Source organism: Enterococcus innesii (genome assembly GCF_022846515.1).
GTDB classification, from domain to species: domain Bacteria; phylum Bacillota; class Bacilli; order Lactobacillales; family Enterococcaceae; genus Enterococcus_D; species Enterococcus_D innesii.
The window spans coordinates 2,336,230-2,362,100 of record NZ_AP025635.1 but is presented as its reverse complement, the minus strand read 5'-3'; the positions used below and the strand labels follow the sequence as shown (position 1 = coordinate 2,362,100).

At 41.8% G+C, this 25,871-nt stretch carries 24 protein-coding genes and 1 riboswitch; of the genes, 7 read left to right on the top strand and 17 right to left on the bottom strand.

What is annotated here, in order from left to right; translation table 11 throughout:
• Positions 1 to 918, bottom strand: coding sequence for an ABC transporter ATP-binding protein (locus tag ENLAB_RS11105; RefSeq protein WP_244351130.1), 918 nt, complete (start codon positions 916 to 918; stop codon positions 1 to 3).
• A 318-nt stretch (positions 919 to 1,236) separates the two neighbouring features.
• Here ENLAB_RS11105 and ENLAB_RS11100 point away from each other — a divergent pair, with 318 nt between their 5' ends.
• The 6 genes from ENLAB_RS11100 to ENLAB_RS11075 all read left to right on the top strand — a co-directional run bounded on the left by ENLAB_RS11100 (position 1,237) and on the right by ENLAB_RS11075 (position 8,212).
• Positions 1,237 to 1,539, top strand: coding sequence for a hypothetical protein (locus ENLAB_RS11100; protein ID WP_005227198.1), 303 nt, complete (start codon positions 1,237 to 1,239; stop codon positions 1,537 to 1,539).
• Between the two features lie 147 nt (positions 1,540 to 1,686).
• Positions 1,687 to 1,860, top strand: a riboswitch (Lysine riboswitch).
• Positions 1,861 to 1,975: 115 nt separating this feature from the next.
• Complete coding sequence (locus ENLAB_RS11095; RefSeq protein WP_244351128.1) at positions 1,976 to 3,565, top strand: ABC transporter permease subunit; 1,590 nt, start codon at positions 1,976 to 1,978, stop codon at positions 3,563 to 3,565.
• Between the two features lie 11 nt (positions 3,566 to 3,576).
• Positions 3,577 to 4,311 (top strand): amino acid ABC transporter ATP-binding protein, encoded by a 735-nt coding sequence (locus ENLAB_RS11090; RefSeq protein WP_005227196.1) that lies wholly within the window; start codon positions 3,577 to 3,579, stop codon positions 4,309 to 4,311.
• 204 nt (positions 4,312 to 4,515) lie between these two features.
• Positions 4,516 to 5,868 (top strand): branched-chain amino acid transport system II carrier protein, encoded by a 1,353-nt coding sequence (brnQ, locus tag ENLAB_RS11085; protein WP_200125857.1) that lies wholly within the window; start codon positions 4,516 to 4,518, stop codon positions 5,866 to 5,868.
• Positions 5,869 to 5,986: 118 nt separating this feature from the next.
• The gene (locus ENLAB_RS11080) at positions 5,987 to 7,492 is read left to right on the top strand and encodes a helix-turn-helix domain-containing protein (RefSeq protein ID WP_140965123.1); all 1,506 of its coding nucleotides are present in this window, start codon (positions 5,987 to 5,989) and stop codon (positions 7,490 to 7,492) included.
• 360 nt (positions 7,493 to 7,852) lie between these two features.
• Complete coding sequence (locus ENLAB_RS11075) at positions 7,853 to 8,212, top strand: iron chaperone (RefSeq protein ID WP_200125855.1); 360 nt, start codon at positions 7,853 to 7,855, stop codon at positions 8,210 to 8,212.
• Positions 8,213 to 8,276: 64 nt separating this feature from the next.
• On the opposite strand, the gene ENLAB_RS11070 is transcribed toward ENLAB_RS11075, so the two are convergent.
• The 13 genes from ENLAB_RS11070 to ENLAB_RS11010 form a co-directional block, all read right to left on the bottom strand.
• Positions 8,277 to 8,630 carry a hypothetical protein gene (locus tag ENLAB_RS11070; protein WP_077453983.1) on the bottom strand — a complete coding sequence of 118 codons (354 nt, stop codon included), beginning with the start codon at positions 8,628 to 8,630 and terminating at the stop codon, positions 8,277 to 8,279.
• A 106-nt stretch (positions 8,631 to 8,736) separates the two neighbouring features.
• Positions 8,737 to 9,195 carry a low molecular weight protein-tyrosine-phosphatase gene (locus tag ENLAB_RS11065; protein WP_200125853.1) on the bottom strand — a complete coding sequence of 153 codons (459 nt, stop codon included), beginning with the start codon at positions 9,193 to 9,195 and terminating at the stop codon, positions 8,737 to 8,739.
• A 3-nt stretch (positions 9,196 to 9,198) separates the two neighbouring features.
• Positions 9,199 to 9,768 (bottom strand): TetR/AcrR family transcriptional regulator, encoded by a 570-nt coding sequence (locus tag ENLAB_RS11060; protein WP_077453985.1) that lies wholly within the window; start codon positions 9,766 to 9,768, stop codon positions 9,199 to 9,201.
• Between the two features lie 209 nt (positions 9,769 to 9,977).
• A complete protein-coding gene (locus ENLAB_RS11055; protein WP_086293836.1) occupies positions 9,978 to 11,438 on the bottom strand; it encodes an AcpB/EbpR/MafR family transcriptional regulator in 1,461 nt (486 codons plus the stop codon).
• Entirely contained in the window at positions 11,416 to 11,907 is a 492-nt protein-coding gene (locus tag ENLAB_RS11050; RefSeq protein WP_077453987.1) for a hypothetical protein, read from the bottom strand. Before ENLAB_RS11050 ends, ENLAB_RS11055 begins: the two co-directional genes overlap by 23 nt.
• A gap of 43 nt (positions 11,908 to 11,950) precedes the next feature.
• Positions 11,951 to 12,745 (bottom strand): class A sortase, encoded by a 795-nt coding sequence (locus tag ENLAB_RS11045; protein ID WP_244353423.1) that lies wholly within the window; start codon positions 12,743 to 12,745, stop codon positions 11,951 to 11,953.
• Complete coding sequence (locus ENLAB_RS11040) at positions 12,735 to 13,817, bottom strand: WxLIP family cell surface protein (protein WP_244351125.1); 1,083 nt, start codon at positions 13,815 to 13,817, stop codon at positions 12,735 to 12,737. Before ENLAB_RS11040 ends, ENLAB_RS11045 begins: the two co-directional genes overlap by 11 nt.
• Positions 13,818 to 13,884: 67 nt before the next feature.
• Positions 13,885 to 14,625 carry a WxL domain-containing protein gene (locus ENLAB_RS11035; RefSeq protein WP_244351122.1) on the bottom strand — a complete coding sequence of 247 codons (741 nt, stop codon included), beginning with the start codon at positions 14,623 to 14,625 and terminating at the stop codon, positions 13,885 to 13,887.
• Between the two features lie 11 nt (positions 14,626 to 14,636).
• On the bottom strand, positions 14,637 to 15,437 hold the full coding sequence (locus ENLAB_RS11030) for a WxL domain-containing protein (RefSeq protein ID WP_096742140.1): 801 nt from the start codon (positions 15,435 to 15,437) through the stop codon (positions 14,637 to 14,639).
• A gap of 37 nt (positions 15,438 to 15,474) precedes the next feature.
• Positions 15,475 to 16,197 carry a WxL domain-containing protein gene (locus tag ENLAB_RS11025; protein WP_081118260.1) on the bottom strand — a complete coding sequence of 241 codons (723 nt, stop codon included), beginning with the start codon at positions 16,195 to 16,197 and terminating at the stop codon, positions 15,475 to 15,477.
• Positions 16,130 to 16,498: an EF2685/EF0750 family sortase-dependent surface protein gene (locus ENLAB_RS11020; protein ID WP_077453992.1), complete on the bottom strand. Its 369-nt coding sequence runs from the start codon at positions 16,496 to 16,498 to the stop codon at positions 16,130 to 16,132. Before ENLAB_RS11020 ends, ENLAB_RS11025 begins: the two co-directional genes overlap by 68 nt.
• A gap of 14 nt (positions 16,499 to 16,512) precedes the next feature.
• Positions 16,513 to 21,396, bottom strand: a complete 4,884-nt coding sequence (locus ENLAB_RS11015; protein ID WP_244351119.1) for a WxL domain-containing protein — start codon at positions 21,394 to 21,396, stop codon at positions 16,513 to 16,515.
• A 1,025-nt stretch (positions 21,397 to 22,421) separates the two neighbouring features.
• Complete coding sequence (locus tag ENLAB_RS11010) at positions 22,422 to 22,811, bottom strand: hypothetical protein (protein WP_244351116.1); 390 nt, start codon at positions 22,809 to 22,811, stop codon at positions 22,422 to 22,424.
• Between the two features lie 465 nt (positions 22,812 to 23,276).
• On the opposite strand from ENLAB_RS11010, the gene ENLAB_RS11005 reads away from it, so the two are divergent.
• Positions 23,277 to 24,170 carry a hypothetical protein gene (locus ENLAB_RS11005; RefSeq protein ID WP_200125843.1) on the top strand — a complete coding sequence of 298 codons (894 nt, stop codon included), beginning with the start codon at positions 23,277 to 23,279 and terminating at the stop codon, positions 24,168 to 24,170.
• Positions 24,171 to 24,194: 24 nt separating this feature from the next.
• On the opposite strand, the gene ENLAB_RS11000 is transcribed toward ENLAB_RS11005, so the two are convergent.
• The 3 genes from ENLAB_RS11000 to ENLAB_RS10990 all read right to left on the bottom strand — a co-directional run bounded on the left by ENLAB_RS11000 (position 24,195) and on the right by ENLAB_RS10990 (position 25,869).
• Positions 24,195 to 24,452 (bottom strand): hypothetical protein, encoded by a 258-nt coding sequence (locus ENLAB_RS11000; RefSeq protein WP_008376271.1) that lies wholly within the window; start codon positions 24,450 to 24,452, stop codon positions 24,195 to 24,197.
• Between the two features lie 258 nt (positions 24,453 to 24,710).
• Entirely contained in the window at positions 24,711 to 24,875 is a 165-nt protein-coding gene (locus ENLAB_RS10995; RefSeq protein WP_016609543.1) for a hypothetical protein, read from the bottom strand.
• A 34-nt stretch (positions 24,876 to 24,909) separates the two neighbouring features.
• Positions 24,910 to 25,869 carry a LacI family DNA-binding transcriptional regulator gene (locus ENLAB_RS10990; protein WP_244351114.1) on the bottom strand — a complete coding sequence of 320 codons (960 nt, stop codon included), beginning with the start codon at positions 25,867 to 25,869 and terminating at the stop codon, positions 24,910 to 24,912.
• Positions 25,870 to 25,871 lie beyond the last annotated feature (2 nt).

Here is a 25,871-nt window from a genome sequence, read left to right as displayed (position 1 = left end):
TTACTTTCCCCCTTCACTTGTTACTAACTCTTTGAAATACGACTCTAGATTTTCCCCTTCAAAAGAAATCCGATCAATAGCGATCCCTTCATAAACCAGCTGACGGACCAGGTCCCGAATCAACACATTCTCTTGATAAATATGAATTTTGTGGTCACTGACAACTTTATATTCAGAAATCAGCTGACTGTCCAGTAAGCGGCTAGCTGTGGCTACATCATCTACTTCTAATTGAATAAACCGTTTCGCCATCAGATCGAATTCGTGTTTGGTCATCTCTTTGATCAGACGCCCCTCACTAATGACCCCAAAACGTGTAGCCACTAAGTACAACTCTTCTAAAATATGGCTGGAAATCAAAATCGTCATGCCGCGTTCTTGATTCAATCGTAAAAGCAGCTCCCGAAACTCAACGATCGCTACAGGATCCAAGCCATTGATCGGCTCATCTAATATCAGAAAATCCGGTTGGTTCAATAAAGCGATGGCTAAGCCGAGCTTTTGTTTCATACCCAAAGAAAAATCACGGTATTTCTTGTTGCCGACATTGGTCAAACCAACAAACGACAGTGCCTTACTAACGGCATCAGGTTCCACCACCCCGCTGATTTTGCAATAATAGTTTAGATTTTGTTTAGCGGTCAATTGGTCGTAAGCGACTGGAGTCTCAATCACGTTGCCGACGCGTTTCAGCATCTGGGTGTACGCTTTGCCGCCTTCGACACCAAACAACTGTAGACTGCCACCAGTGGGTTGGATCAACTGAACGATTGCTTTTAATAAGGTCGTCTTCCCAGCACCATTTCTCCCCACCAATCCATAAATATCTCCTTTCGCGATCGTTAGATCGACATCATGCAGCGCCTGCTGTTTGCCGTAACATTTGTTTAATCCTTTGATTGTTAGAACATTTTCCATTTTTACTTCCTCCTTGCTTGCTTCTGTGATCATTCTAGCAAGCAGATCTAAATCAGCTATTAACTAATTATTAATTGATTCTTAACTCGTAGTTTTCTGCAAAAAAAACAGTTTATTTCTATTATACACAGCTGAAAATGAACCAATCTAGAAAAATCGTCCCTTTTTCAGCAAACCCACCAATAGCAAATGTAGCAGACGATCTTTTCATTACTGCTTTTGCGCTTTGTTTTTTGCCTCACAAAGAAAGAGATTCCTTCATGACAAGGAACAAAAAACGTGGTAAACTAGTCACGAATCAAAGTGAGGTGAAATACATTGGTAGCAGCTATTATTTATTGGGCAATGATCATTATCAGTTTCGGTTGGTTGGCAGTCAGCTTATATTTCTCTATCTTCTATTTAGCACGTAAAGAAAATGGCAATCTATGGGCATTTGGCTTTTTAAATGTCATCACAGCAATCATTCAAGCCATCGTCCTTGTGGTGTACCGTACCTTAGGACAAGATTGGGGCGTTACACAATACTCAAGCCTCATCTATCTAGCACTTGGCTTATTGCTTGGTTTGACAGTCATCCAAGCTGTTTTAGGCCGTGAACCAAAAGCGAAAGTCGCTTAAGGGTTCCAATAGACACTCGTAAAAACGATCCGCTTTCTCTTTGATAAAAATAGGGAAATGGTCGTTTTTTTGTTAAAAAGAATTGACATTTGGGTGCTTTTCTTCTAAACTCTGAGAAGAATCAAATTAAATACGAGTACCCTTTAACATTTAGGTAGAGGTCGCGAGGTTCATTAATCCTGCTGAGTGAAGCAACACGTTTACAGCAGAGCTAGGGAACATCGCCGAAACAAGATCGGTTTTGCTTGCATCGATTTTGTTGGGCCGCAAATGAATAATTTGCGGACTGTCTTAGCTTGTCTAAGTTGCGCTATGTTTTGTGAAAGGTTTGTCGACGATGACTTGTCAACAGCCGTTTTCCAATCATGGAGTACGGCTGTTTTTTTGCTTTTTCATCCTTACCTGCTTGTCCAACTCGTGAAAGGAAAGAGAAAAAATGAAAAAAAATAATTGGATCTGGGCGGTCTTCGCCCTCTGTCTAACCCTCATTCAGCTGCCCTTAACTGTGCAAGCGGATGACCAAACACCTGCAGAACAATTCCGTGTCGGCATGGAGGCGGGTTATGCGCCATTTAACTGGACGCAAACCACTGACGCCAATGGTGCCGTGCCAATTTCTGGGGAAGAAGGCTCGGCATTTGCCGGCGGTTACGATGTCCAGATCGCCAAACGAATCGCTGAAGGCTTAGGCAAGGAATTAGTGATCGTTAAAACCCAATGGGACGGCCTACCGCCAGCTTTACAAGCGGGGACTATCGATGCCGTGATCGCCGGGATGTCACCAACTGCCGAACGTCGCGAGCAAATCGATTTTACCGATCCTTACTATGAATCAGATTTGGTGGTAGTGGTTCGTAAAGATGGCGAGTACGCCGATGCTAAAAGCCTCGCTGATCTTGCTGGAGCGAAAATCACTGCTCAGCTGAATACTTTCCATTATACCGTCATTGATCAAATCCCTGAGGTCCAAAAAGAACAAGCCATGCGAGACTTCTCCTCCATGCGCGTTGCTTTAGCTTCGGGAATCATTGATGGCTACGTCAGTGAACGACCAGAAGGCGTCACTGCCGTCGGTGCAAATCCTGATTTGAAGATTGTCGAGTTCGATGAAGGGGCCGGTTTTGAAACCAATCCAGAAGACGTCCAAGTAGCAGTTGGGATGCGCAAAGGCGATCCGGATGTTGAAAAAGTCAATGAGATCCTTGCAGGAATCTCTGAAGAAGAACGGGTTTCCCTGATGGATCAAGCAGTCTTGGATCAGCCTGCAGATGCCAGCGGAGAAACAGCGGATCAAGGTCTGATCGCTGATTTCAAAAAAATCATTGATGATTACGGCATGCTCTTTTTGCGAGGTGCTGGCTTGACCTTATTCATCGCGATCCTTTCAACGATCATCGGATTGATCATTGGTCTCTTAGTCGGTATCTTCCGGACATTGCCGCTTTCAGAAAATCCAGTAGGACGTTTCCTCCAACGGATCGTTAATGGCTTACTAACCATCTATATCGAAGTTTTCCGCGGGACCCCAATGATGGTTCAAGCTATGGTTATTTTCTACGGAACCGCTTTGGCTTTTGGCGTCTCAATGAATCGAACGCTGGCAGCCGTGCTGATCGTTTCTATCAATACCGGTGCCTACATGTCTGAGATCGTTCGTGGTGGGATCTTTGCTGTAGATGATGGTCAATTTGAAGCAGCTCAAGCCATCGGTATGACCCATTGGCAAACCATGATCAAAGTCGTGTTGCCGCAAGTGATGCGCAACATTTTACCTGCTACCGGGAATGAGATCATTATCAATATCAAAGATACTGCCGTCTTAAGTGTTATCAGTGTTGCGGACCTCTTTTTCCAAGGTACATCAGCCGCTGGAACGAACTTCCAATACTTCCAAACATTTGCGATCATCGGTGTGATCTACTTAGTCTTGACCATCAGTGCTACCCAGATCTTGCGCTTTGTTGAACGCAAAATGGATGGTCCCAGTGCGTATGTCAAATTAGAAGACATCAACCCGAACGAATAAGGAGGAAGAACATGTCAGCAATCATTGAAATTGACCATTTAAAAAAGAGTTTTGGCGACAACGAAGTCTTAAAAGACATCAGTTTGTCTGTTAATAAAGGAGAAGTTGTCACGATCATCGGTTCTTCTGGTTCAGGAAAATCCACACTTCTTCGCTGCATCAACTTATTAGAAAAACCAACCAGTGGACAAATCATCTACTTAGGTGAAAATGTGCTAGAAAAAGGCTATGACTTGCCGAAATACCGGACACATCTAGGGATGGTTTTCCAATCCTTTAACTTGTTCAACAATATGAATGTATTAGAAAACTGCGTGACTGGACAAGTCACTGTTTTAAAACGCGATCGCAAAGAAGCGGAAGCGACTGCCAAAGAAAATCTGGAGCAAGTCGGTATGGCTCAATATGCCAATGCCAAGCCTTCCCAGCTTTCAGGTGGACAAAAACAACGGGTAGCCATTGCCCGTGCCTTATCGATGAATCCAGATGTCATGTTGTTTGATGAGCCGACTTCTGCATTGGATCCAGAAATGGTCGGTGAAGTGTTGAAGACCATGAATACCTTAGCTCATACTGGCTTGACGATGGTGATTGTTACCCACGAAATGGGCTTTGCCAAAGAAGTATCTGATCGGGTCATCTTTATGGATCAAGGCGTCATTGCCGAGCAAGGAACACCAGAAGATATCTTTATTCATCCAAAAGAGCAGCGCACCAAAGAATTCCTTTCCCGTGTGTTGAATTAATTCTCTGTCTTGAAGCACTTAGTGTTCTTCTTCCGAGCTTTTTATCCTTTTTTCAGTAAGCTTGGAAGAATTCAATGCTAAGTGTTTTTTTATTATGGGAAACAGAATCGTCAGAATTTACCAAAAAATAACAAAAAAACATTGCTATTTGTCGGAAAATTTGTTATTTTTTTAAAAACTAAGGAATTATAGGAGCTTTCATTTATGGAAAAAAAGTTACAGTTTAAGGATTATATGTATGTTGGATCAATGCTTTTCGGTCTGTTCTTTGGTGCCGGAAATCTAATCTTCCCCGTTCACATGGGACAAGAAGCTGGTGCGAATGTCGGCTTAGCCAATCTTGGCTTTTTAGTGACCGGAATCGGCTTGCCATTTTTAGGAGTAATCGCCATTGGGGTGTCCCAAAGTAGCGGAGTTTTTGAATTAGCTTCTCGGATCAATCGACGCTATGCAATGATATTTACGATTTTGCTTTACTTAGTGATTGGGCCTTTCTTTGCTCTGCCCCGTTTGGCCACTACTTCTTATGAGATCGGGATCGCTCCCCACGTTTCATCAGATATGCAAACTTGGTTATTGGCCTTGTTTTCTGCCCTATTTTTTGGTGCTGCTTGGTGGTTTTCACGTAAACCAAGCAAAATTCTTGATTATGTCGGGAAGTTTTTAAATCCCTTGTTTCTGGTCTTACTAGGTGTTCTGCTATTTTTCGCCTTTTGGCAACCCCTAGGAACGATCAGCGATGCGCCGATCTATCCTAGCTATCAAAACGATGCCTTCTTCACTGGTTTCACCAATGGTTACAATACCCTTGATGCATTGGCATCCTTAGCATTTGGGATCATCATCGTCTCAACGATTCGCAATATGGGGGTTGAGAAACCTACGACAGTCGCAAAAGACACGATTCTTTCCGGCTCTGTCAGTATCGTGTTGATGGGGATCATCTATACCTTACTTTCTTATATGGGAACCAAAAGTTTAGGTCAGTTTCCCATCAGCGAAAACGGTGGGATCGCTTTGGCACAAATCGCCAACCACTACCTTGGCACCATCGGCAGTCTATTATTGGCATTGATCGTCATCTCTGCCTGCTTAAAAACCGCCATCGGTTTGATCACAGCCTTTTCTGAGACCTTTGCTGGGTTGTTTCCAAAACAAAGCTACGGTTTCTTTATCGCATTGACAAGTATCTTACCAGCGATCTTCGCCAACGTTGGCTTGACTAATATCATTGAATTCTCCATTCCAGTCTTGATGTTTATCTATCCACTGGCGATCACCTTGATTTTGTTGGCGATCATCAGTCCCTTGTTTCATCATCGTGCCAGTGTCTATCGAATGACGACGTATTTCACGTTGATCGCTGCAATCATCGACGGCTTAAATGCTAGTCCTGCACTGATTACCAATAATGCGTTTGTGCAAGGAATTTTGTCTTTTGCGTCTAATTATCTGCCATTTTTCCAAATCGGGATGGGTTGGGTCATACCAGCGGCGATCGGATTTTTGATTGGTTTGCTATGGTCATGGTTCAAAAAAGATCCTATTTCGGCCTAAATTAGTTAAAAAGACGAAAATAACCTACCTTTTTTTAAAAGGTAGGCTATTTTTTTGATTAAAAAGACTGACAGTTTCGTAAAAAAAAGATACAATAGAGCCACAAAGGAGGATACCTATGTTTTATGAAGAACTTATGATGGACCCGCAAACATTAATTAAATTTAAAATATTCCGGCGTATGCTAACTCTGCAAAACCCTAGCCACCCAATCGCACAATTGGCAAAGGAAATGGAGTTGAGCTACCAACAAGCTTTTATCGAGTTGACTGAGATCGACCAAGATCTAGCTGAGTTGACTCCGGATCATATGTCGATACTCGGTCGTGGCGGTAAATTACAGCCTCAGAATATCGCGGTAACGATCGATGAATACCGCTTCTATTTATTGAATAAAAGCGTTCCGTTCTTATATGTTCTTTACATGCTGAATGAAGACAATCCAACGATCACGGATTTTTGTGCAAAATACGATGTCAGTCGTTCAACGGTGTCTCGCAAATTTGAACATCTAAAAAAACATTTGAAACAATTCCAGCTTCGCTTTACTTACACTGAATCAAACTTAGTAGGCGATGAGCGTCTTGTGCGGCTCTCCTTATTCAACATTATTTGGTTAGGTACCCGTGGCATTGAATGGCCTTTTGCGATCGCGGAAAGCGAAGCAGAAAAAGTAGTGGATCGTTTCACGGAATACTTCCCAATGACTCACTCTTATCTTGGTCGACTAGAGTTGAAGTATTTTGCTGCCCTGATCCTTTTACGAATCAAAAAAGAAAATTTTGCCAAATACGACAAACGGTACAATTTCTTGATGAAAAATAATCCATACTTCGATTTTGAGCGTTTGACGCAAGTCGTTGATCCTGAAGTTTCAATGACGGACAAACAACTGAAAGGTGAATCTGGCTTTATTTATTTGATGGCGCAAATCTTCCCATTCTATTTAAGTCCGGAAGAAGAAGCCTTACAACAAACGATCCATTTCTTCTCAAACAAACAAAATCCGGTCTATCCGCTTGTGGCAGACCTTTTAGCAGAAATGAAAGCAACTTTTTTTGCTTCACAACCTGGCCTGTTAGACGAGCCATTAGTTGTGGGGAATTTGATTAATGTGACCTTCGGCAACTATGTTTTTCGTCAGCCATTTCCTAACATCTATCGCTTGCTGACACCATCGATCAATCGCGGATCTGCTGAAGAACAGTTACAACAAAAAATCGACGATTTCTTGACTAGCTACCGTGAAGAATCAGCAGTAGATTATATCAATGATGAAAATCAAGAGCAGATGGCAACGATGTATACTCATGCCCTCTTGCCATTTTATGATCAAATCCGTTACTCGAATCGTCTACGGGTTGGGGTTGCCTTAGAAGATAATTTCTTAGTTGTTCAAGGTTTAAATCAATTCTTGCATGACTTGACCTTCGTGGCAGCAGAGCCTTATGATCTGAATCAGCAAGAAAATTATGATGTTATCGTTAGTTCCAACCAATTGATGAAAAAGCTTAAACCAGAAAAAATGAGTTATATTTGGGATTATGCGGCAGATGATCGGCAATACATTGATTTGTACCGTACCTTAAAAAATCGTTTTGACGAAAAGAATCTTTCCTTGTAATCAAACCGTTACGGTTTCTTAAGAACTTCCGAAAAGATTTGTCACAGAATATTCATATTTATCTCGTATACTTTATGTATACCAACAAACAACCCTAACTAACACTTTTTCATTTTTAACTCCTTCCCGTCGGCCACCCACCGACGGGTCTTTTTTGGGGTATTTTCTTAGGTAGTAAACTTAAACACTTTCCAATCTTTTCTCCACAAAAAATTCATATTTGGGCAGTATAGTATACATAACCCAACAAACAACCCTAACTAACACTTTTCATTTTTACTCCTTGCCTGTCAGCCACCCACTGACAGGCTCCTTTTTTTCTTACGGAGTTTACCGTATACTAAAGGCAGGAGGTGTCCCATGACAAAAGACATTACGACAGTTGACCAATACATTGCAGCAGCTCCAGCAGAACGACAAGTGATTTTAAGAACTGTCCGCCAAACGATTAAGGCTGTCTTGCCAGAAGCGGTTGAAAAAATCAGTTACCAAATGCCCACCTATCATCAGGAAGAAAATATCGTGCATTTTGCCTGCGCCAAACAGCATCTCGGCTTTTATCCTACGCCTTCTGCGATCACGGCCTTCCAAGAGGCTCTACAACCCTACAAGACTAGTAAAGGTGCGGTCCAGTTCCCTTTTGCGCAACCGATCCCTTATGAACTGATCGCTATGATGACTGCTTGGCGACTCGCTGAAGTCAAAAACAAGCACGCTTAATTAGCAATTAAAAAAACCGCTATGTCTAATGACCCAGCGGTTTTTTTGCTATGCACAGGCTTGATTACAAGCCGGGTTTTGTATTCAAGGTGCTGACTTTTAGCACATGATTCAGGGGAATAATTCGCAGCTGCTGACGGTCACTTTGTAATTTCAAGACAACTTGTTCTTTTGCTACCGTTTTACCGACGATCCACCCGGTAACGGTTTCAAAACCACCCAATTTCTCTGTCTTTACTTGCAACACCACCAGATGCTTCGCAGCAGCTGCTTCTTGCAGCGTTCGCTGGATCTCTTTCACTTTTTCAGACTGATTCTTCTTGTCAGCATCATCACTGAAAAAGGTATCTAGCAAGGTTGTGGATGTCATCACAATGAGTTTACCCAACTGTTTAATGGGCGATGGTTTCTTTTCCATTGGACATTCCTTTCTGCGCGTTACAGCAGTTTATAAAACCACACATACGTTCGCATTTCATAATCCTATTTTAGCAAATTTTTGATAAAATACAAGCGAACACGTCTTATTTCTCCGAAGAAATACTCTCTAGCCAATAAGGAATTCCTTCTTGTAGCAGTTGGTAGGTCTCTTCAAAATCCCCTGTATAATAAGGATCTGGCACTTCCTCAGTCTCCTTGCCGGGAACGACACTCATATACGAACGGATCTTGGCTGTCGTATTGGCCGGTGCCAGCCCATGCAGGTTTTCAACATTGCTCTCATCCATGCCAATGATCCAATCAAATTTTGTAAAATCTGCCTCTGTGATCTGGCGGGAGATAAGACCTCCGCTTGATAAACCTACTTGACGGAGCTTTTTCTGAGTTCCTGGATGAGCTGAGTGTCCGACTTCCCAAGAGCTAGTCGCTGCCGAATCGATCTGCCAATCCAATTTGCGTTTTGCTATTTCTGCTCTATAAATGGCTTCTGCCATGGGGGAACGGCAGATATTACCTAAACAAACAAATAAAACTTTCGTCATCGCTCACTGCTCCTCTTTTTCATAGATTTGGTGGCCAAAAAATTCTACATCCTTCGCCAAACGAAACAATTGCGTTGCAATCTCTAATGGCGTCTCTGGAAAGTCGTTATGAATCCAATTTTCCAAAATGCCTCCGCAGCCGTAGGAAAAGAACCGGCTATAAAATAGAATGTCTTGTTTCGTCAATTGCTGCTCTTGATCGACCTCCAAGAATAAGCGCTGAAAAAGCGGTTCTGTGATCTGTAAAAAACCGTTCATTAAGATCTCGCGGTCATAAGCCAGTGATTTGCGGTAAAAGGCCGGCGCTTGTTTCATTGCTTTCAGCATGCGTAAGGCGGCCTCTTCCCAATTATCAAGGGCGACATCTTCAGTCGTCAAAAAAATCAGCGCATCTTGCCGATAGATCCATTGGATCAAGGCTTTCTTATCAGGAAAATGATAGTAAAACGTCTGCCGATTGACCTGCGCTTTTTCGGCGATCTCCTGCACGCTGATCTTATTCACTTCTTTGGTCTCACAAAGGGTGATCAATGTCTGGCCAATCACAGCCTTCGTTTGTTTCCCATCCATCATAGGGCACCTCTTTTTCTTCTCTTTCTATCATACCAAATTTTCTAGCAAAAAAAAATCCTATCAAATGTTCCTTTTTCACAACCAATAAGTGATACATTACAAAGATGACCGATTCATGATTGTTCTTTTGGCAATGTGATTCTCTGCAAAAAAAACGCCTGCCTCCTTGAGAGGACAGACGACGCTTTATTATTAAAACAGCGAGATGCTCATTGTGCCGTTTTGTTTTGAAACTGTTCCCTGCGGATCGCGCTGACTTTTTCTGTGAAATTGGCCCAATCAATAGGTCTAGGAGGGGCCAACCATAAGATATGGTCGATTCCTAAGGCACCATAAAAGGGGAGGTTTGAAAGAATCAAATGCGTATGATCATCTGGGTAACTCTGGAATTGCACATTCAAATCGAGAATTTTTTCGATATTCTTTTGGATCATCTGATTATAAGAATCACCAAAAGAAAAATCAACGCAGACATACAAGGGAACCAAAATCTCTTTTAAAGGAATCGTAGAAACTAATAAAATCAGGTATCTGAAAAACAAAAATTCCTTGTTGTTCCATAAGATTGGGCGATTGCGGTTTTCTTCTAAATAGTTGCGACAAAAGGCTGCATATTCGGGGTACGTCTCAAGAAAATACGTCACATCCATATATTGGTATTCATAGCGGGAACTAAAGGAAAACGATAAGAGCTGGTAATGGATCGTGGTCGTCTCGGTCTGAAGGAGTGTCAATGTTTCAGCCGTTAATGAGAACTGCTGTTGGACCGATTGAATAAAATCCGTGTTTAATTGCTGAATATAGGTTTGTTCTTGATCAATGTAGCTGTTATTGTCGATCAACCACCCTTCAACGATCAAAAAGCGTAAAATATCCCGTGCCTCACATTCTAGCACTTCTTGATCTGTGATGGCTAAAATCTCTTGTAACCAGCTTTTCAACTCATCAATAATCACCAAGTGCTTCGGCATGATCAAATCATTTTCTAGCGTATTTTGCATGTAATGCCCTTTATCCATGCGGGACAAAATAATGCCTAAATAGTGTTTCTTGCGAATTCGCATGCGAGCAGACTGTTTGTGATTAAGCCAATTACTCTCATTGAATCGCGCAAAAGACTTTTCTTTTTCGAGGATCTCTTTTGGAAAGGGAGAATGATCCAAATAATATTCCTTCATAAAAAAGAGAAAAATAAATTCTCTGATTTCACTTTCCTCCCCCACCAGCTGAAACTCTTTCGTCACATCAATGTCGTATTCCTTCAAAATCAGTTTAAACTGTTTAAATTCTTTATAGACAGGATTGTGACTCAAATAATGATTGGTGGCAAATTCATATAGCGAAGACAATTGTTCAAAAAAACATTCTTTCAACATGGAAAATTTTAACGCTTGATCCAAATAATAAGTCAATAGCGTATCGGAAGTTGCCAGCCCGGACGCATTGAGTTTAATGACCGTCCCATCGGTCACGATCTCAAATTCCTCATTCAACCCTAGTTCATAAAAATCAAGATTCAATTCTTGAACGGTTTTGTTGATTAGAAATTCCGACATGGTCAATTGATCCATCAAGGTTTCTTTCGTTTCAGAAAGAGCGATGGCGTTTTCCAAATATTGTAACAGGACCAATTTTCGTTTGTCCGCTTTATTCAAAAATGTCACAAACATGCGTTTTCAAGCCTCCATTATTTTTTTGGCCATAAAGAACGTTTCCTGAAAATAAATAGCAGAGACTGGCAAGATACGAAGGTTTATCATCCCCATCGCCATCCGTATTATTTCCTGGGAGTGCTACATCCACTTTTAAACTATCCGATACGAAAACATCTTCTAGCATGACTCGTTGTCCAAAGTGTTTCTGTTTGTCCAAAAAATTACTTTCTGGAGATATGGATTGCTCCTGTTCTTTCTTCGGAACCGTTTCCGGTTCAGGAGCTGGTTGCTCTTCTGGTTCTTTTTTTTCAGCAGGTGGTTCATTCACTTTTTCTGGTACTTCTTCCGGAGGATCTGTCGGAACGATTTCTTCTGAGGGGTCCAGCGGATTATAGATGGTGGCAAAAACGACTTGTTCTGTAACAAGATCAATCAATCCAATAAACATGCAGGCACCAATGACAAAGCCAAATCTGCGTTTCATTTCTTCACCTTCCTTATCATCCGCGCACTTTCTGATGATCTTTCTATGACGCTGAACGTTCCAACAGTTTGTGAACGCTTAGCAGGCATCCACTAATTATAAATAAAATAACAAATAAAAGAAACCAATTTTTTTTAGATTGTTGTTTCCATTGCTTTTCTTGTTTTTCAATCATCCCATCCGATGATTGTGGCGTACTGCTCGACGATTTTTGCGACTGCTGGGCAGTTGTCTGCTCAACAGGAATCGCTGTCAGCACTAAACGTTCGTCCGTTCGCGTTGGTGTTGGACAAGTGATCAAGGTCAGCCTTGGCCCTTGGTCATCCGCTAAAACCGACAAGTCTGTTTCCTCCACGATTTTTTTATCGATGATGATATACTGTTGATTTTCCTCGAGATAGCTCACTGACACTTCCATCCCCACCTGTGCTTCTAGCAATTGACCAAATAACAAACTTTGTCTACCGAGATGATGCCCTAAAACGACAAAATTGCTATTTTTTAACAAACGCTGAGGAAACATCACGACACCGCCTTTCAGTAGCTGCTGATTGGTTATCCCCACCAATAGCGGCTGCTGGAACTCGATCGCTTCAATTGCAACAAAGCCGTACCCGGTGATCGTTGCTGGCTGTGGCGCTAAGACGTCCTCCAGAGTCGGTATCTGAATGGTTTCTTCTTCTGGAATCGTTGTCGGCAGCTGGGTCGCTATCGTCAATTCGCTTGTGCGTAATTGCCAACTGACGATGCTTTCTTTTAGAAAAGGAAGTGCCAACAAGAGGATACCTGCGATGATCAAGCCATCGATCAAATATTTCTCAAGGTGCTCACGCTTCATCCGTTTCATTTTTTTTCTTTCGTCGGTACCATAAAAGCAGCAAGAAGGCGAGCAATAACAACAGACCGCCGATCAAGAAGTAAAGCCACGTGTAATCTGTTTCGATCGTCACATCTTTCTGGTTCAGATCACGTGCGACATCGCCAGTCACTGTGAATTCTTTCTCAAAGGTCCACTTATAAAGATAGCTTTCTTCTTCGCCTTCTTCATTTTCAACTTTGTATTGTCCTTCTTCACTTTTCCCACCATAGGCAACGGAAGTCAACACGTAGGTCCCGGCTTCTAAACGTTGCCCTTCTAATGAGATTGGGTACGAGAAGTTGGAATTAGGTGCCATTTGCATCCGGGAAGTATCCGAAGAATACAAAACATCGCTATCGCCTTTTTTCTTCACTTCATTGATCAGGCGTAATGAATTCAAGTACGCTGCTTCAGGATTTTGGAGGGTGACATTGATGGTGTTACGAGAATTGACTTGTCCCGGTCCAACATCTAGTAGTTTCAGATCCGGCGCAACTTCTGCTGTATTTTGACGCAATAAAATCGCAACGACATAGGCATACTCGTTCTTGATGGCTAAGCCTTGGTCTTTTTCACTGTCAGCCGTAGCATTTTCCTCTGTCGTTTCTTTTAAGGTCAAGCCACCTGCGATGACTCCTTCAAAGGATTCCGAAGGCATAGTGATCTTTAAAGGCAAGGTGATCTGGGATTGTTTCGGGATCGTGATTTCTTTCTCCACTTCAATCAAGTCAGCCATATCATAAGGCAATGTTTCATCTGCTTCGATGTCGTTTTCGCCATATTCCACGACTCCATTTAGGTTTGTGGTAGCTGAAGCGATCACTGGTGCGATGACTACCTCTTGATCGGTATCATTACGCAATTGGACTTCCACAGTTTGGACCGTCCCCGGTGCCATTTTCAAGTCAAAATAAGTCTTTTCTTTATCGATTTGGTTCTCTGGAATCACTGGATTGACGGCAAAATTAAATTCAGAAGCGGTTCCTATAGTTGGTACGAAAAAGAAAATACTCGCGAATAGGAGCGCCAAAAGCTGGTTGATTTTTTTCATGATGGATGTCCCTTCTTTCTATGTATTCTCCTTGAACCTCGAAAGGGTTCAAGGAGAAAGCTGGTACTTATGGGTTGGTTGGTGTGTCTGTTAGTAACCAAGTAAACGTGGTGTTGTATTGGCTGGCATATTTCGTCGTTGAGCCTGGAACTTCCAACTCAATACTATCCATGGCTGCGGCTAAACTATCGCCCCAACTCATTAGATAGGTTCCTGCTCCTTCACCATCTTGGGCACTCATCACTAAGGATTGGGCACCGTTTGGATTCAATGTGATCGTTGTGCTCACATTTGATGGTTTTGGTGACAATGACGGTGTTACCACAGTTCCCTTTGTCAAACGAATTTGCGCAGCAGTCAATTCTTGGTCTTCCGCTGTTTTGAACTGGCCATTTTGGCGAACATTCAATGTCCAACCGCTCTCTGTTCCCCGATTGTCTGTTACTTGGACGAAGTTGGGGCCTTCTTGATTTTCATTTGCTGAATCCACGTATTTTTGGGTTTCCGCATGATAGATCTCTGTTTTCGAGGTGATTTTTTGTGTGCCAAAGTAAAGGCTTGAAGCAAAATCAATCGATAGCGGTCCGTTGGTTCCCGGATTTGGTCCATCTGGGTCTGTTGGATCAACTGGTTTGATTGGATTTTCTGGATCTGGATCCGTTGGGCTGATTGGATTGGTTGGATCCGTATTTGGTTCAAAGGTGATTTGTCCATTTGAGTTGTATTCTGCACTGTCTGCTGCTTGTGCCAGCACTGGTGCTGCTAGGCTTAAGCCTAATACTGAGAGAAATGCTAGTGTCTTTTTCATATCTATACTCCTTATCCTTCCGTTCCTGGTGTATCTGATAATACCCAAGTTAGTGTAGTCGTGTAGCTAACGGCATCTTTTGGTGTGCTGCCAGGTACAGAAAGTGCGACCGCTTTGGTAACATCTGCTTGTACTTCTTGGCCATCTTTATCTATTTCAGTGACCGTTTCAACGCTTCCCCAAGCATTGACCCATGTTCCAGCCCCCGTTTGATTTGCTGCAGTCATCACCACTGATTCAGCACCTGCTGCATCCAATGTGATCGTTGCTTCCGCCACAGGAGCTGTGACACCTACCGCATTGGATCTAACTGTCGGACTTGTTAGGGTGATGACAGAACCTGTCAATTCTTGATTCAACGTTGACTCATTTTTGAACTGCCCATTTTGTTTCACAGACAACCGCCAACCGGCATTACTACCGCGATTATCTGTAACTTGGACATAATTGGCCGTTTTTAATGTAGAAGCTGTGTCATCGTCATTCAAGTATCCTTGTGCTCGTGCATAATAGACTTCGTTTTTATTTGAGATTTTATTGACACCAAAATCTAAGCTAGAGGCATAATCGATCGATAATGGGCCATTCGTTCCAGGATTTGGTCCATCGGGATCGGTTGGATCCACAGGATTGACCGGATTTTCTGGATCTGGATTTTCTGGATTGACTGGGTTCGTCGGATCAGTATTCGGAATAAAATCAACCGCCCCATTTGATGTGTAAGAAGCAGCTTCAGCTGCTGAAACCTCGGTTGCTGCACTCGCTGCTGCCAATACGGCAAGACTTACAAAGACCCACGCTGTTTTTTTCATTAATATATAACACTCCTTTTATTTTAAAGATCGTTTCTTAATTACTACCGATATTATCTGGGACATTCTTTAAATTCCAAGTCAATGTCGTCCGATACTCTTTGGCTAATTTTACAGAACTACCTGGCACGTTTAATTTTACTGCCGTTGCTCCTTCCGTTGCATCGGTCCCAAACTTGTAGATCCAAGTACCCATTCCTTTTCCAACAGGTGCGTTGACCAATGTGACTTCACTATCTGGTACAAAGGTATGACTTGTCGTAACCGTTGGTGCGTATTGCATATCGGTAACCGAAGTTGTAGCGCCAGAGGCGATCGATAATGAAGCGCCTACCAGTTCTTCGTCATCAGCCGTTTTGAATTGTCCATTTTGCACAACGCTCAATGACCAACCTTCTTGTGTTCCTCGTTTATCAGTTACTTGCACATAGTTTGGTCCAGCAGCGCCAGCTGTGAACTCTTGTAGCTGTGCGTAATAATCTTTTGTTTCAGAAGTGATCAGTTGGTTGCCAAATTGAAAACTTGAAGCAAAATCAATCGATAATGGTCCAGCTGTTCCAGGGTTTGGTCCATCGGGATCGGTTGGATCGACGGGATCCACTGGTTTTTCTGGATCGGTCGGATCAACTGGATTGGTTGGATTCGGGTCCGCTTCAAAAGTGATTGCTCCATTTGAGGTGTATTCAGCGGCATTAACGGTTGTTGGTAACAGAGCAGTGCTCATCAATAGAATGCCTGCCGTCAAGAAAAGTTTTTTCATTTTTTGTTCTCCTTTTGATTAAAATGATTCCTACTGCCAACAAAACGACAAGACCACTGCTTTGATAGCGATTAAAGTGATCTGACCCTGTTGCTGGCAAAATATTGTTGCCTTTTTGATTAACTTGTTTATTCCCTGGCTGTTCTTTTATGGGCTCTTCTGGCTCCTCAACGGGTTCTTCATAGACGCCGAAAAAGGAAGTGACACCATTGCTGTCATAGGCACCTGCTTCAGCTGCTGAAACGAGTTGAGGGAACAATAATAGATAGCCAGTAATAACACCGATCATGATTTTTTTCATTTGTTTTCCTGCCTTTATGGGTTGCCAGGTGCCGAAACCAGCTGCCAGCTCAAGGTTCCTTGATAGTCCCCAACTTTTTGCTGTTCGACTGGAACAGTAAGTTTGATGCCTTCATTTTCACTTTCGCCCCAGTGCTGATTCACGACGTAAGTGCCATTTTCTGTCAATTCCGTTTCCTCGATGATCATTTCCCCACTAGTTATCATCTGTTCTTGACCGTTTTTCACAAAGCGGAAGACATCGGTTAATTGATCTGTTCCATCCGTTAATGGCTGTTGCTCTTTGACCGTCAAGCGCCATGGACTTCGTTCGGATCCTCTGGTATCTTTCACCGCTAGTTCTCCTGTGATCGTTGGCCAATAATCTTGTGTTTCTGTGGCAACTTTTTGCTGCCCAAAATCAAAGGCTGTCGGCACACTGCTTAAAACAAGCTCGCCGGCAACTGCGACGTTGACGACTTTTTCTGCCCGTTGACTGCCTGCTTCATAATGGTAAGCCGTTGACACATTTTTCAACAACTCATCTTCCGTTGCTTGTTGGATCGCGGTAAAAGCTTGCGGATCGACAGTCGGTGGTACATTTTCGCGATTATCTGCAAAAATCGTGGTTGCTTGGGTATAGTCTGCCAGAGCTGCTTCATCGGTCAGCGCCGTTGCTTCCGGTAAGGTCAAACGGACATCTTTTGCATAGACGGCAAATTGCCGGTCGTCAGAAATGACACTCTCATTTTTGACCACCACCAAATTAACGGTGGTTTCTGCCTGATTCTGATCGTTTTCACCTACCGAGAAAGTGATCGCTTGTTTGCGATAGACCGCTGTTTCTAACGGTTCTTGAATTGCAGCTAAGACCTCTTCTGTCAGCGTGTCCTTAAAGAAAGGACGCCCGCTGGCTTCGAGATATGTCACGGCTTGTTCTTTGGTCAGCGATTGTGCCTCTTGTTCTGTAAGGATCACATTGCGGGCTTGAACTTCCGCCTTATTTGAGTAGCGTACGCTGATATCGTAACTATATTCCCCATCAGGACTCGTCCAATCAACTGGTTCTGAATCTGGTTGTTCCGTCAACTGCTGATCCGTGCTATCTAGCTTGCTGGATTTGATTTGACCGGCATATAACCATGAACCGGACGTTTGGGTTTCTGGTGTAAACGTCAATGTTGGCAATTCTGTGACCGTATAAGGAATCAATAAACGCCCTTTTTGCACTTGTGTCCCTGCTTGCTCCGTCCCCCAGGCTTGCAAGGTCAGCGGTGTATTGTTCTCTTTGACTGCTGTTACATTGTGACTAATAGCCCCGATCCCGTTCGCGACTCCCGGTGTTTCAACTTCGTAGTTAATGATCGACCCTGGTATCGCAATACCGTACCCGTTGGCTGCATTGGTCACATCGTTGTCCCCAATGAAGGTTTTCCCAGTCGCTTTTTCGATCCCACTGAAATTGATTGGGGTGATCGCTGCCGCATTAGCAGCAGTTGGATTTATGGTCAACACTTGGTAAGCACTAACCGCACCAAACCACGTTCCTTGACTATTGACTCGAGAACCTGCATCATTGGTCGTCGTTTTCAGCCACGTTAAGTGATCTTTATCCGTATCTGGTGTTGCGAAATCTGAGAGATTGATTCGCCCCGTTCCCGGCGGCGATTCGATAGTCCCTTCGTCTTCCACCGTTAACTTCGCGCCTGAAATCAAATTCGTTGCGGAAGAAATACCGATACCGGCATTTTTAGAAAGATGGATATCACCGAACTGATGATAGGTCGTTGCGTGATTGGCAGCAGTAGCTGAACGACCATTTTTGATGTCTCCCCCATTGGCCATTAGCTTGATGCCGTTTGTCACGTTCAATTCGGTAAAGTTGACGATCCCCAGACCCGTCACAGCGATCGGATCAGTTTGATAAGAAGCTGTCCCATCGACATTTTCACCAAAGTTCATCTTCACTTGATTACTGCTGTTGGCTACGATCGTGTTCGTAAAGTTATCTGACGCGTTTCCGCCTGAGATCCCATTGATACTTTTGGCTCCTTGAACCCGCATCTCGACATCTCTTAAAATTTGACTGGAAGAAATATTGGAATAGTACGTGGTGTATAAATTTCCGATACTTGATCCTTCCGCTTGGATATTCATATAAATTTTGCCGCTTCTCGTATTGCTAGCAGTCCGTCCACCATCGCCATAGATCGTTGCCCCATTCAGCGCATCTGACCCTGGTTTTGTGTATATGTTCAATGTAATCGTATTGGAGCTATCGGTCCCAACGATATTCGTACTGTTAAATGGATTGCCGCCTGAGATGTTTGTTCCAGAAGGAAGCTTAAATTCCCCTTCATAGTCCCTTAGGTCGATTGTTAATTGGGCATCTCCTAGCAGCGAACCTGCATTCGTGATTCCTCCAGAAAAAGCACTTGGACCTGTCCGAGGTGCTCCAGAAAAATCTCCGCCGTAAATTCGATTATCAGAATTTCCATTGATCGTGTGTCCTGAAAAATATCCATATGAGGCCCCCATGGAGGCGTTGATGATACCATCATGAACAGTCACTGAAACGTCCCCAGTAATTTTGGCATCCCCCCAACCGCCGCCACTGAGAAACCAGTCGACTTGACCGTAATTTACTTCAGCATGTGAATCACCGAATACACGTTTACCGGTATATCCTGCACCTTCCAACGTATCAACGATCCCGCCATTCAAGATGTTTGCCGTGTTTCCCTCGATGATTCCTGAAAAACCACCACCATAGGTCCAACGAGCGACTACATTGTTTAGGACTGTTTTGGTATCTCCATAAATATAAAGGTTGGTTGCTTGCACACCATTGGTACCGCCTCCGCCTACGATATCAAACGTTCCGACACCATTTGCTCGTGAATTCAAGCTATTTGAATAGGGAATACCATCTTTATAAGATCGTCCCCCATAACTGTAGACGAAACCAGAACCACCGACCGTGCGAGAATCATTTAATACGCCGACCTCGACAGTTGTGCTACCGTCAATAAAGCCACCATACCCAGCTGCCCGCGTATAGGATAAGTTGTCTCCTCCATAACTGACACAGCCTTCTAGGATTTTCGTCGTAATATCGCCGTATACTTTAAAGCGAGCAGTGGTTTCAGCGTAAGCTCGGCGATCAGCCGGTGTCATCGCATCATACACACTATCGGATCCAGTTTGCAAACTTGTAACACTCACGTCCATTCCTGCTCCGCCATCGACACGATTGAATGACCCTTGATTGTAGTCACCTGCTTTAATCGTATTTTCAATACTCCCAGTAATCGTTCCATTGGTTCGATTGGCACCAATAAAATAGGCTGCTCCTGTAGAATAGGTGCTAGTGTCTACTTGGTTCGTAATCGCTGTTTGCTCTCGTGTCTGTCCAATATTTCCTTCTCTGGAACCACCATAATAATTCAATCCTGTGCCGGTCCAACCCCCCACTCCTGTGAGAGTATTGTGGACTGTTCCACCAATGTTCCCGTATTGAACACCGCCATAATAGGTTCCTAAACGGAAATTGGTGTTCGTTGTTTGAAAGACTGTTGCGACATTACCGGTAACATTGGCTGTATTTGAAGTAGTGGTTCCGACACCGCCCCCATAATAATCGGTCAATGTGCCATTTAGTCGATTGATGGTAACATTGGTATTCCCATCAATCGTACCGATACTGGCACCTCCTGCAATCGTACTGATGCCGCCCACCGTATTATTTACGACAATCGCTGTATTCCCAGTCAATGTACCACCGCTTTGATTCCCACCATAGATGCTCCAAGTTCCTGAACCTGTCGCATTTACAGTGATCGTCGGATTTCCAGTAAGGTCGCCATTGTTGCTTCCCCCATAAATAGCAAGGCCATCCCCGGTGGAACCACCGTTCAAGGAAAGACTATGCCCATTCATGTACATTCTCGTCCCCGTATAGTTGAGGTTTCGAATCACTACATCAGAACCGAAGTAGATGTCCGTGCCAAGTGCGACTGCTCGACTACCCGAAGTCAACGTTGTTGCATCTGTGATGGGATCATCACTATGTCCTGTGATGATCAAGCGACTGATTTTTCCTTGTAGTGCATAAAAAGTCATGTTTGTATTATCGACTGTGGCTGGAATCGTTTTTGAAGTCAGATTTGTTGGCAAAGTCGCTAAAGCTGAGCCAGAGCCGACATACAAAGCAAATTCTTGGCCATTGCCGTTTTGATACATATCAAACAACGCTTGACGAATCCCTTCAGCACTATTGGTATATTCCGCATATGCTAAACCATCTCCAGCTGGACTTGGTACAGCGATCACTTTCGTTTTATCGGCTTCTGCAATGATCTCTTTGATCGATTGTTCTGCTAACGTGATGTTCGCTGCTCTTGCCTTAACAGTCGGTTTAAAAACAGCAGTTAAGGTTTGATTCTCCGTGAAAATCAATTCAGTCAACGCTTGGCTCGTATAAACTGTCCCGTCTAACGCCCATCCTTCAAAATCAGTATCATCCTCAAAAACTGGTAGTTCACTTTTTTCTATTGCTTCCCCTTTGTTTTTGCTGATCTGGATGCGGGTTTCTCCGGTAGCAAATACATGCTCAGTATCTGTCAAAAAAGTCAATTTTACTTCTTCTACGGCTTCAGATGACTCTTCGGTCTCTGACGAAGATGTCTTCGCAGTTGCTTCTGTAGAATCTGTCGAAGCAGGTTCGCTAGATGCTTGCACTTCCGTTCCGTTCGTCTCTTCCAGACTGTCGATCGATGAAACGACAGAGTCAGCAGAAGGCGTACTTTGTTCTTCACTTGTTTTTGTAACACTTTCGGCTTGTGCCACTACCGTTGCATATGAAAAACACGGACCTGATGTTAGTATAAAAACAAGTAAAGTTGTTAAAAACCGTTTCACTTTATCCCTCCTATCTAAAAAAATGAACGTATCGCGCAGTGCACGCCCTGTGTTACAACTCTTAGTTTAGCGATTTCAAGAAAAAAAATTATAATTCTTTTTTTCTCCCGTTCAAAATTATGATTATAATTGTTTTTTCATAATTCCAATTTTAGTAACTTCCACATCTTACAGCTATCTGTTACTCATCGATTGAAAAAATCGCAAATTATCAGGATGAATCATCGATTCTTTTCGAAAAACTGCTTTTCTCCTTCATAAATAATACAAAAAACGAGGGATAAATCAACACCAACAATTAAATTAAGATGAGAAAAATAAATAAAAAGATAAAATATTTGACAAAATCCCGTGAAGAAAAAAGCTTTTCTATCTCCCAAAAATGATAAGTTAAAAGAACGCTTCCCATCTTCTCTCTGTAGATAATGATAATGTTATAATCAAAAAATGAATAAAAAACGTTATTTAAAAAAATCAGTACATATAAAATAACAAAATAAAAAATATTATTTTTTTTATAAATCACTGATTTCGATAAAATAAGTAAAGTTATTTTTGAAATAACGCAAAAAAGAGACTGTGACAAAAGCCCATAAAAGAAAGCCGCAAGAAAGGCTCTATAATTTATGGGACTGATGAATCAGAATTGATTCTTCAGCCCCATTTTCGTTTTAGATATTAAAAAACATATCGTTCTCTAATATGATTAAATCAGGACAAAATAAACAAACTAAGAGGACGATAAGTGGTATGAATGATTCTATCAAATATGAATACAAAACAAGGAAAGTAATATTCAAAAAAATCTGAGCTAGAATGAGTTTCATCCTGCTCAGATTTATCTTTTTGCATATTAGCCTCTATTGAAAATAGCTATTATTCTCCAATGACTTGTGCGTATACATCGTTGCAAGATGTTGCCTCTCCATTAGCAAATGATACTGAATAGATGATGCCTCGGCTTCATTTGTTGCAGTAAAGTTTGTTGCTCTTATTGTAATTCCATCAAGTTCCTTTTCCATAATCTAATCTGGTGGAATTGACGTATAATTCGCAATAAATAAATCAATTTTTTCACTTAGATCTGATACTTTTGGAGAATCAATTGATGATGTCGTTTCTGATGAATGAGTTTCATTAAGCATAGAACTGTAAAAAGTTTCTGTTTCACTTGCTATTAGACTTTGTGAGGTTGACTCTTCGGTTTTGTTATACGAATCTTCAAAGGATGTTTTATGTAGTTTTACATTATTCAAAAAACCATCTATAGCCACAAAGTACTCAATTGATTCTTCATCATCATTCAGGAAAAATGTCATATTGTTTTTATACTTAAAGTTTATTAATTCGGGAAAAATATTTTTTAGCTCATCATCAGACACTTCAATATAAAATCCATTTCCAGACTTTTTCACTATGTAAGGAGAACCAGGTGAATTATAATCATCATTTCCATAATCGATTATTTTTTTCTTTATCTATTCTAAAAGAAAACTCTCCTCCCCCTCGTTAGCAACACCATACCAATCACCATAGAAGTCTTTAGCTGGATCTACAGATAGAAAATAGCCCCCTACAAATCCAATTATAACCAACAAGATAAACCCTAATATTTTTATACTTTTTTCATAAATACCCTATTATGTTCCTTTTTTAATAATACAGAATAACGAATATTATGCATTGAAAATCAAGTTTGTGCCGCAAAGAACGAAGATTTACTTGCATATTATTGTATTCAACTTTGTTCAATTTTACATCCTTTCCTATATATTACAAAATTGTCAGGATATAAATATAACTTAAAATGTTTTTTATATATTATAGTATGGTATATTAAATTTGTTAGTAAAATAATAATTAAAAAGGAGATTAAAACAATGAAGAAGTTTTTAATTAGTGTAGTGTTTGGTATATCAGTTTTAAGTTTTGGTCAAATAAATGGTTATGCAGATGAGAATGGTTTTGAGATAGATGAAACTAATCAATCATTAATTAATGAGGCAATATCCAATGAAGAGTCCAATAGAGATTATATTGATGGTGTAATTAGAATGTTTGAAGATTCTGATAGTGCGGAAGAGTTCAACGCATCTTTAAATGAGAGTTTAACAGTTTTAAATTCCTATGATGCCGAACAAGATGCATTGTTGGAAGAGTATAAAGCGGACGTTGCCGAATCAGTTGATCCTTTTTATGTTGAACCAAAGTCTAAGATAGGTGCTAGATCATCGGTAACTCCTGCAAATCCAGTTTATGCGGCTGCAATTGCTGCATACAATAAAGGTATATCAATGGTTAAGAAAAAAGGTCACAATCAGACTGCTGCTTATATGAAGCACGCCATTATTTCTGCTGAGAATTACTATTGGAATCCAACATGGAAACCTTCGACATATGTTAATAAAAACGATAGCTGGGCAAAGACTGTAGACGGCGAGGAGTTAATGACCGCTTATTATTCTAGACTTAAAAAAGAAGCATTTTCTACAGGTAAAAAATCTGGTTCTTTCTCAGGAAGTTATACATTTCTAAGCGGCCAACTTCACACAGCATTACGTGGAGTTAGTTACACAGTAACTTATATGAAACAAGCCAATGGAAATTATTGGACTCAAGTAAAGGTTACGGATATATTTGATTTCAAATGGGAGCTAAATGGTTATGATGGCAACTTCGAGGTGGGATTTGGAAACAATTATTGTTACGCAATGCAAAGAGCAGGATTCATCATTCCTTATAAAATCGAAGTGATCCACGAAGTTTCTAGATAGTATAAAAAGAGATGAGCTTTACGCTTATCTCTTTTTGTTTAAGATATATATAATGGATTTTACTAGTGCACCTAAGAAAAGTATCAGGGCTAATACCTTAAAAACTACACCAAGTTCCCAGTTGATTGATCCTTCTCTTAAAAGCTCCTGTTTTTGGGATTTGCTTAGTCCTTCAACGCTTACAGGAATCCAATTTACACTTAAATAGACACCTATAAGTAGCGAAATCATTGAATATATATATAGGATTCTTATTTTTAAGCCTTTTAAAAAGTTAATCATCTTAGCACTCCTTTACAAACTATTATATCAGAAAGGCAGCTTTAAATAATTATCGCTAATATAATTTAATAATTTGTGAGTACTTTTTATAAGAGGTTACTTTTGTCCGACCACTTGGTTATGTTAGCTATTTTAATATTCCTAATTTTATCATAGCCAACCTTATTACCACCAACATATATTTCTAGTTCATCATGCCCCCTAAATATGGCCAACTATATCAGGAAAGTAATTCCCATCTCGATCATGCGCTTCAATTTAGATAGCTACTGATTTGTTCTTGAGTGTTGCCTGATTTAAAGTTTCGGCGATCTCATTAACATCCATCTGGAACTTTTGAATTGGTTTACTTCTTTCAATAGTTCTTTCTCCATCAATTGCTTTGGTATGTTCTGTAAGATAAAATCCTCCCCATTTCACCATTCATTTTTCAACTATTTTTCCTTTAGTGGATCAATTAAATAAATGATCCACCATCCACAAAAGTGGTATAAATATGCTCGTCCGCCACTGGTTCCCCTTGGATCGATTGGACTATTTTCTCAGCTGCCACCATGCCCCATCGATGTTTCGAATAGGAGATCGTCGCTAAGCGCGGCTGCACAAAAGCGCCTAATTCCGTATTATCAAACCCGATGATGCGGATCTCTTTTCCGATGCGATAGTCGGTCTCGCGGACATATTTGTAGACTCCGATTGCCATTTCATCATTGAAGGCAAAGATATCAATGGGAAACTGAGGATCATTTGCTAAGAGCTGTTTTGCTGCGCGATAGCCAGAAGGTTCCGTGAAGTCACCAGGAATCACTTCATAAGGAATACCAAAGCGCGTCAATTCTTTCGTACTAGCGTCTAGCCGCTCCCGACTGTCGTAGCCTTTTTCTGGCCCTGCTAAGAGAAACACTTTTTGGCTTTGTCCAGCGATCAAGCGATCGATCGCCAGCGCCGCCCCTCCTTTATTGTCCAACAAGACTTGATGGATGTTTTCATGAGGCAAGACACGGTCTAACACGACGATTTGATGCCCTCGTTGGGCGTATTGCTCGATTTCCTTTGCTGGAAACGTCCAATCCAAAATGATGGCACCGTCCACCATCCGCTCAGGAATAAACAAGTGTGATTTCTTGCCGCTGCAGACGATCATTTCATAGCCGAAAAGTTCCAACCCTTTCTTGATGCCATCTAGCAATTCCCCATAAAAACTTCCGGCATAATCGGCGAGATAAACACCGATGATGTTGGTTTGTCTGCGTTTCAGTGTGCGAGCAGCCATGTTCGGAACATAGTTCAATTCGTTTGCGATCGCTTGAATCCGCGCGCGGGTTTCCTCGGTCACTTTTGGACTGCCATTCAATGCATACGAAACGGTGGATATGGAGACACCCGCTTTTTGGGCAATATCTTTGATTCCTACCATGG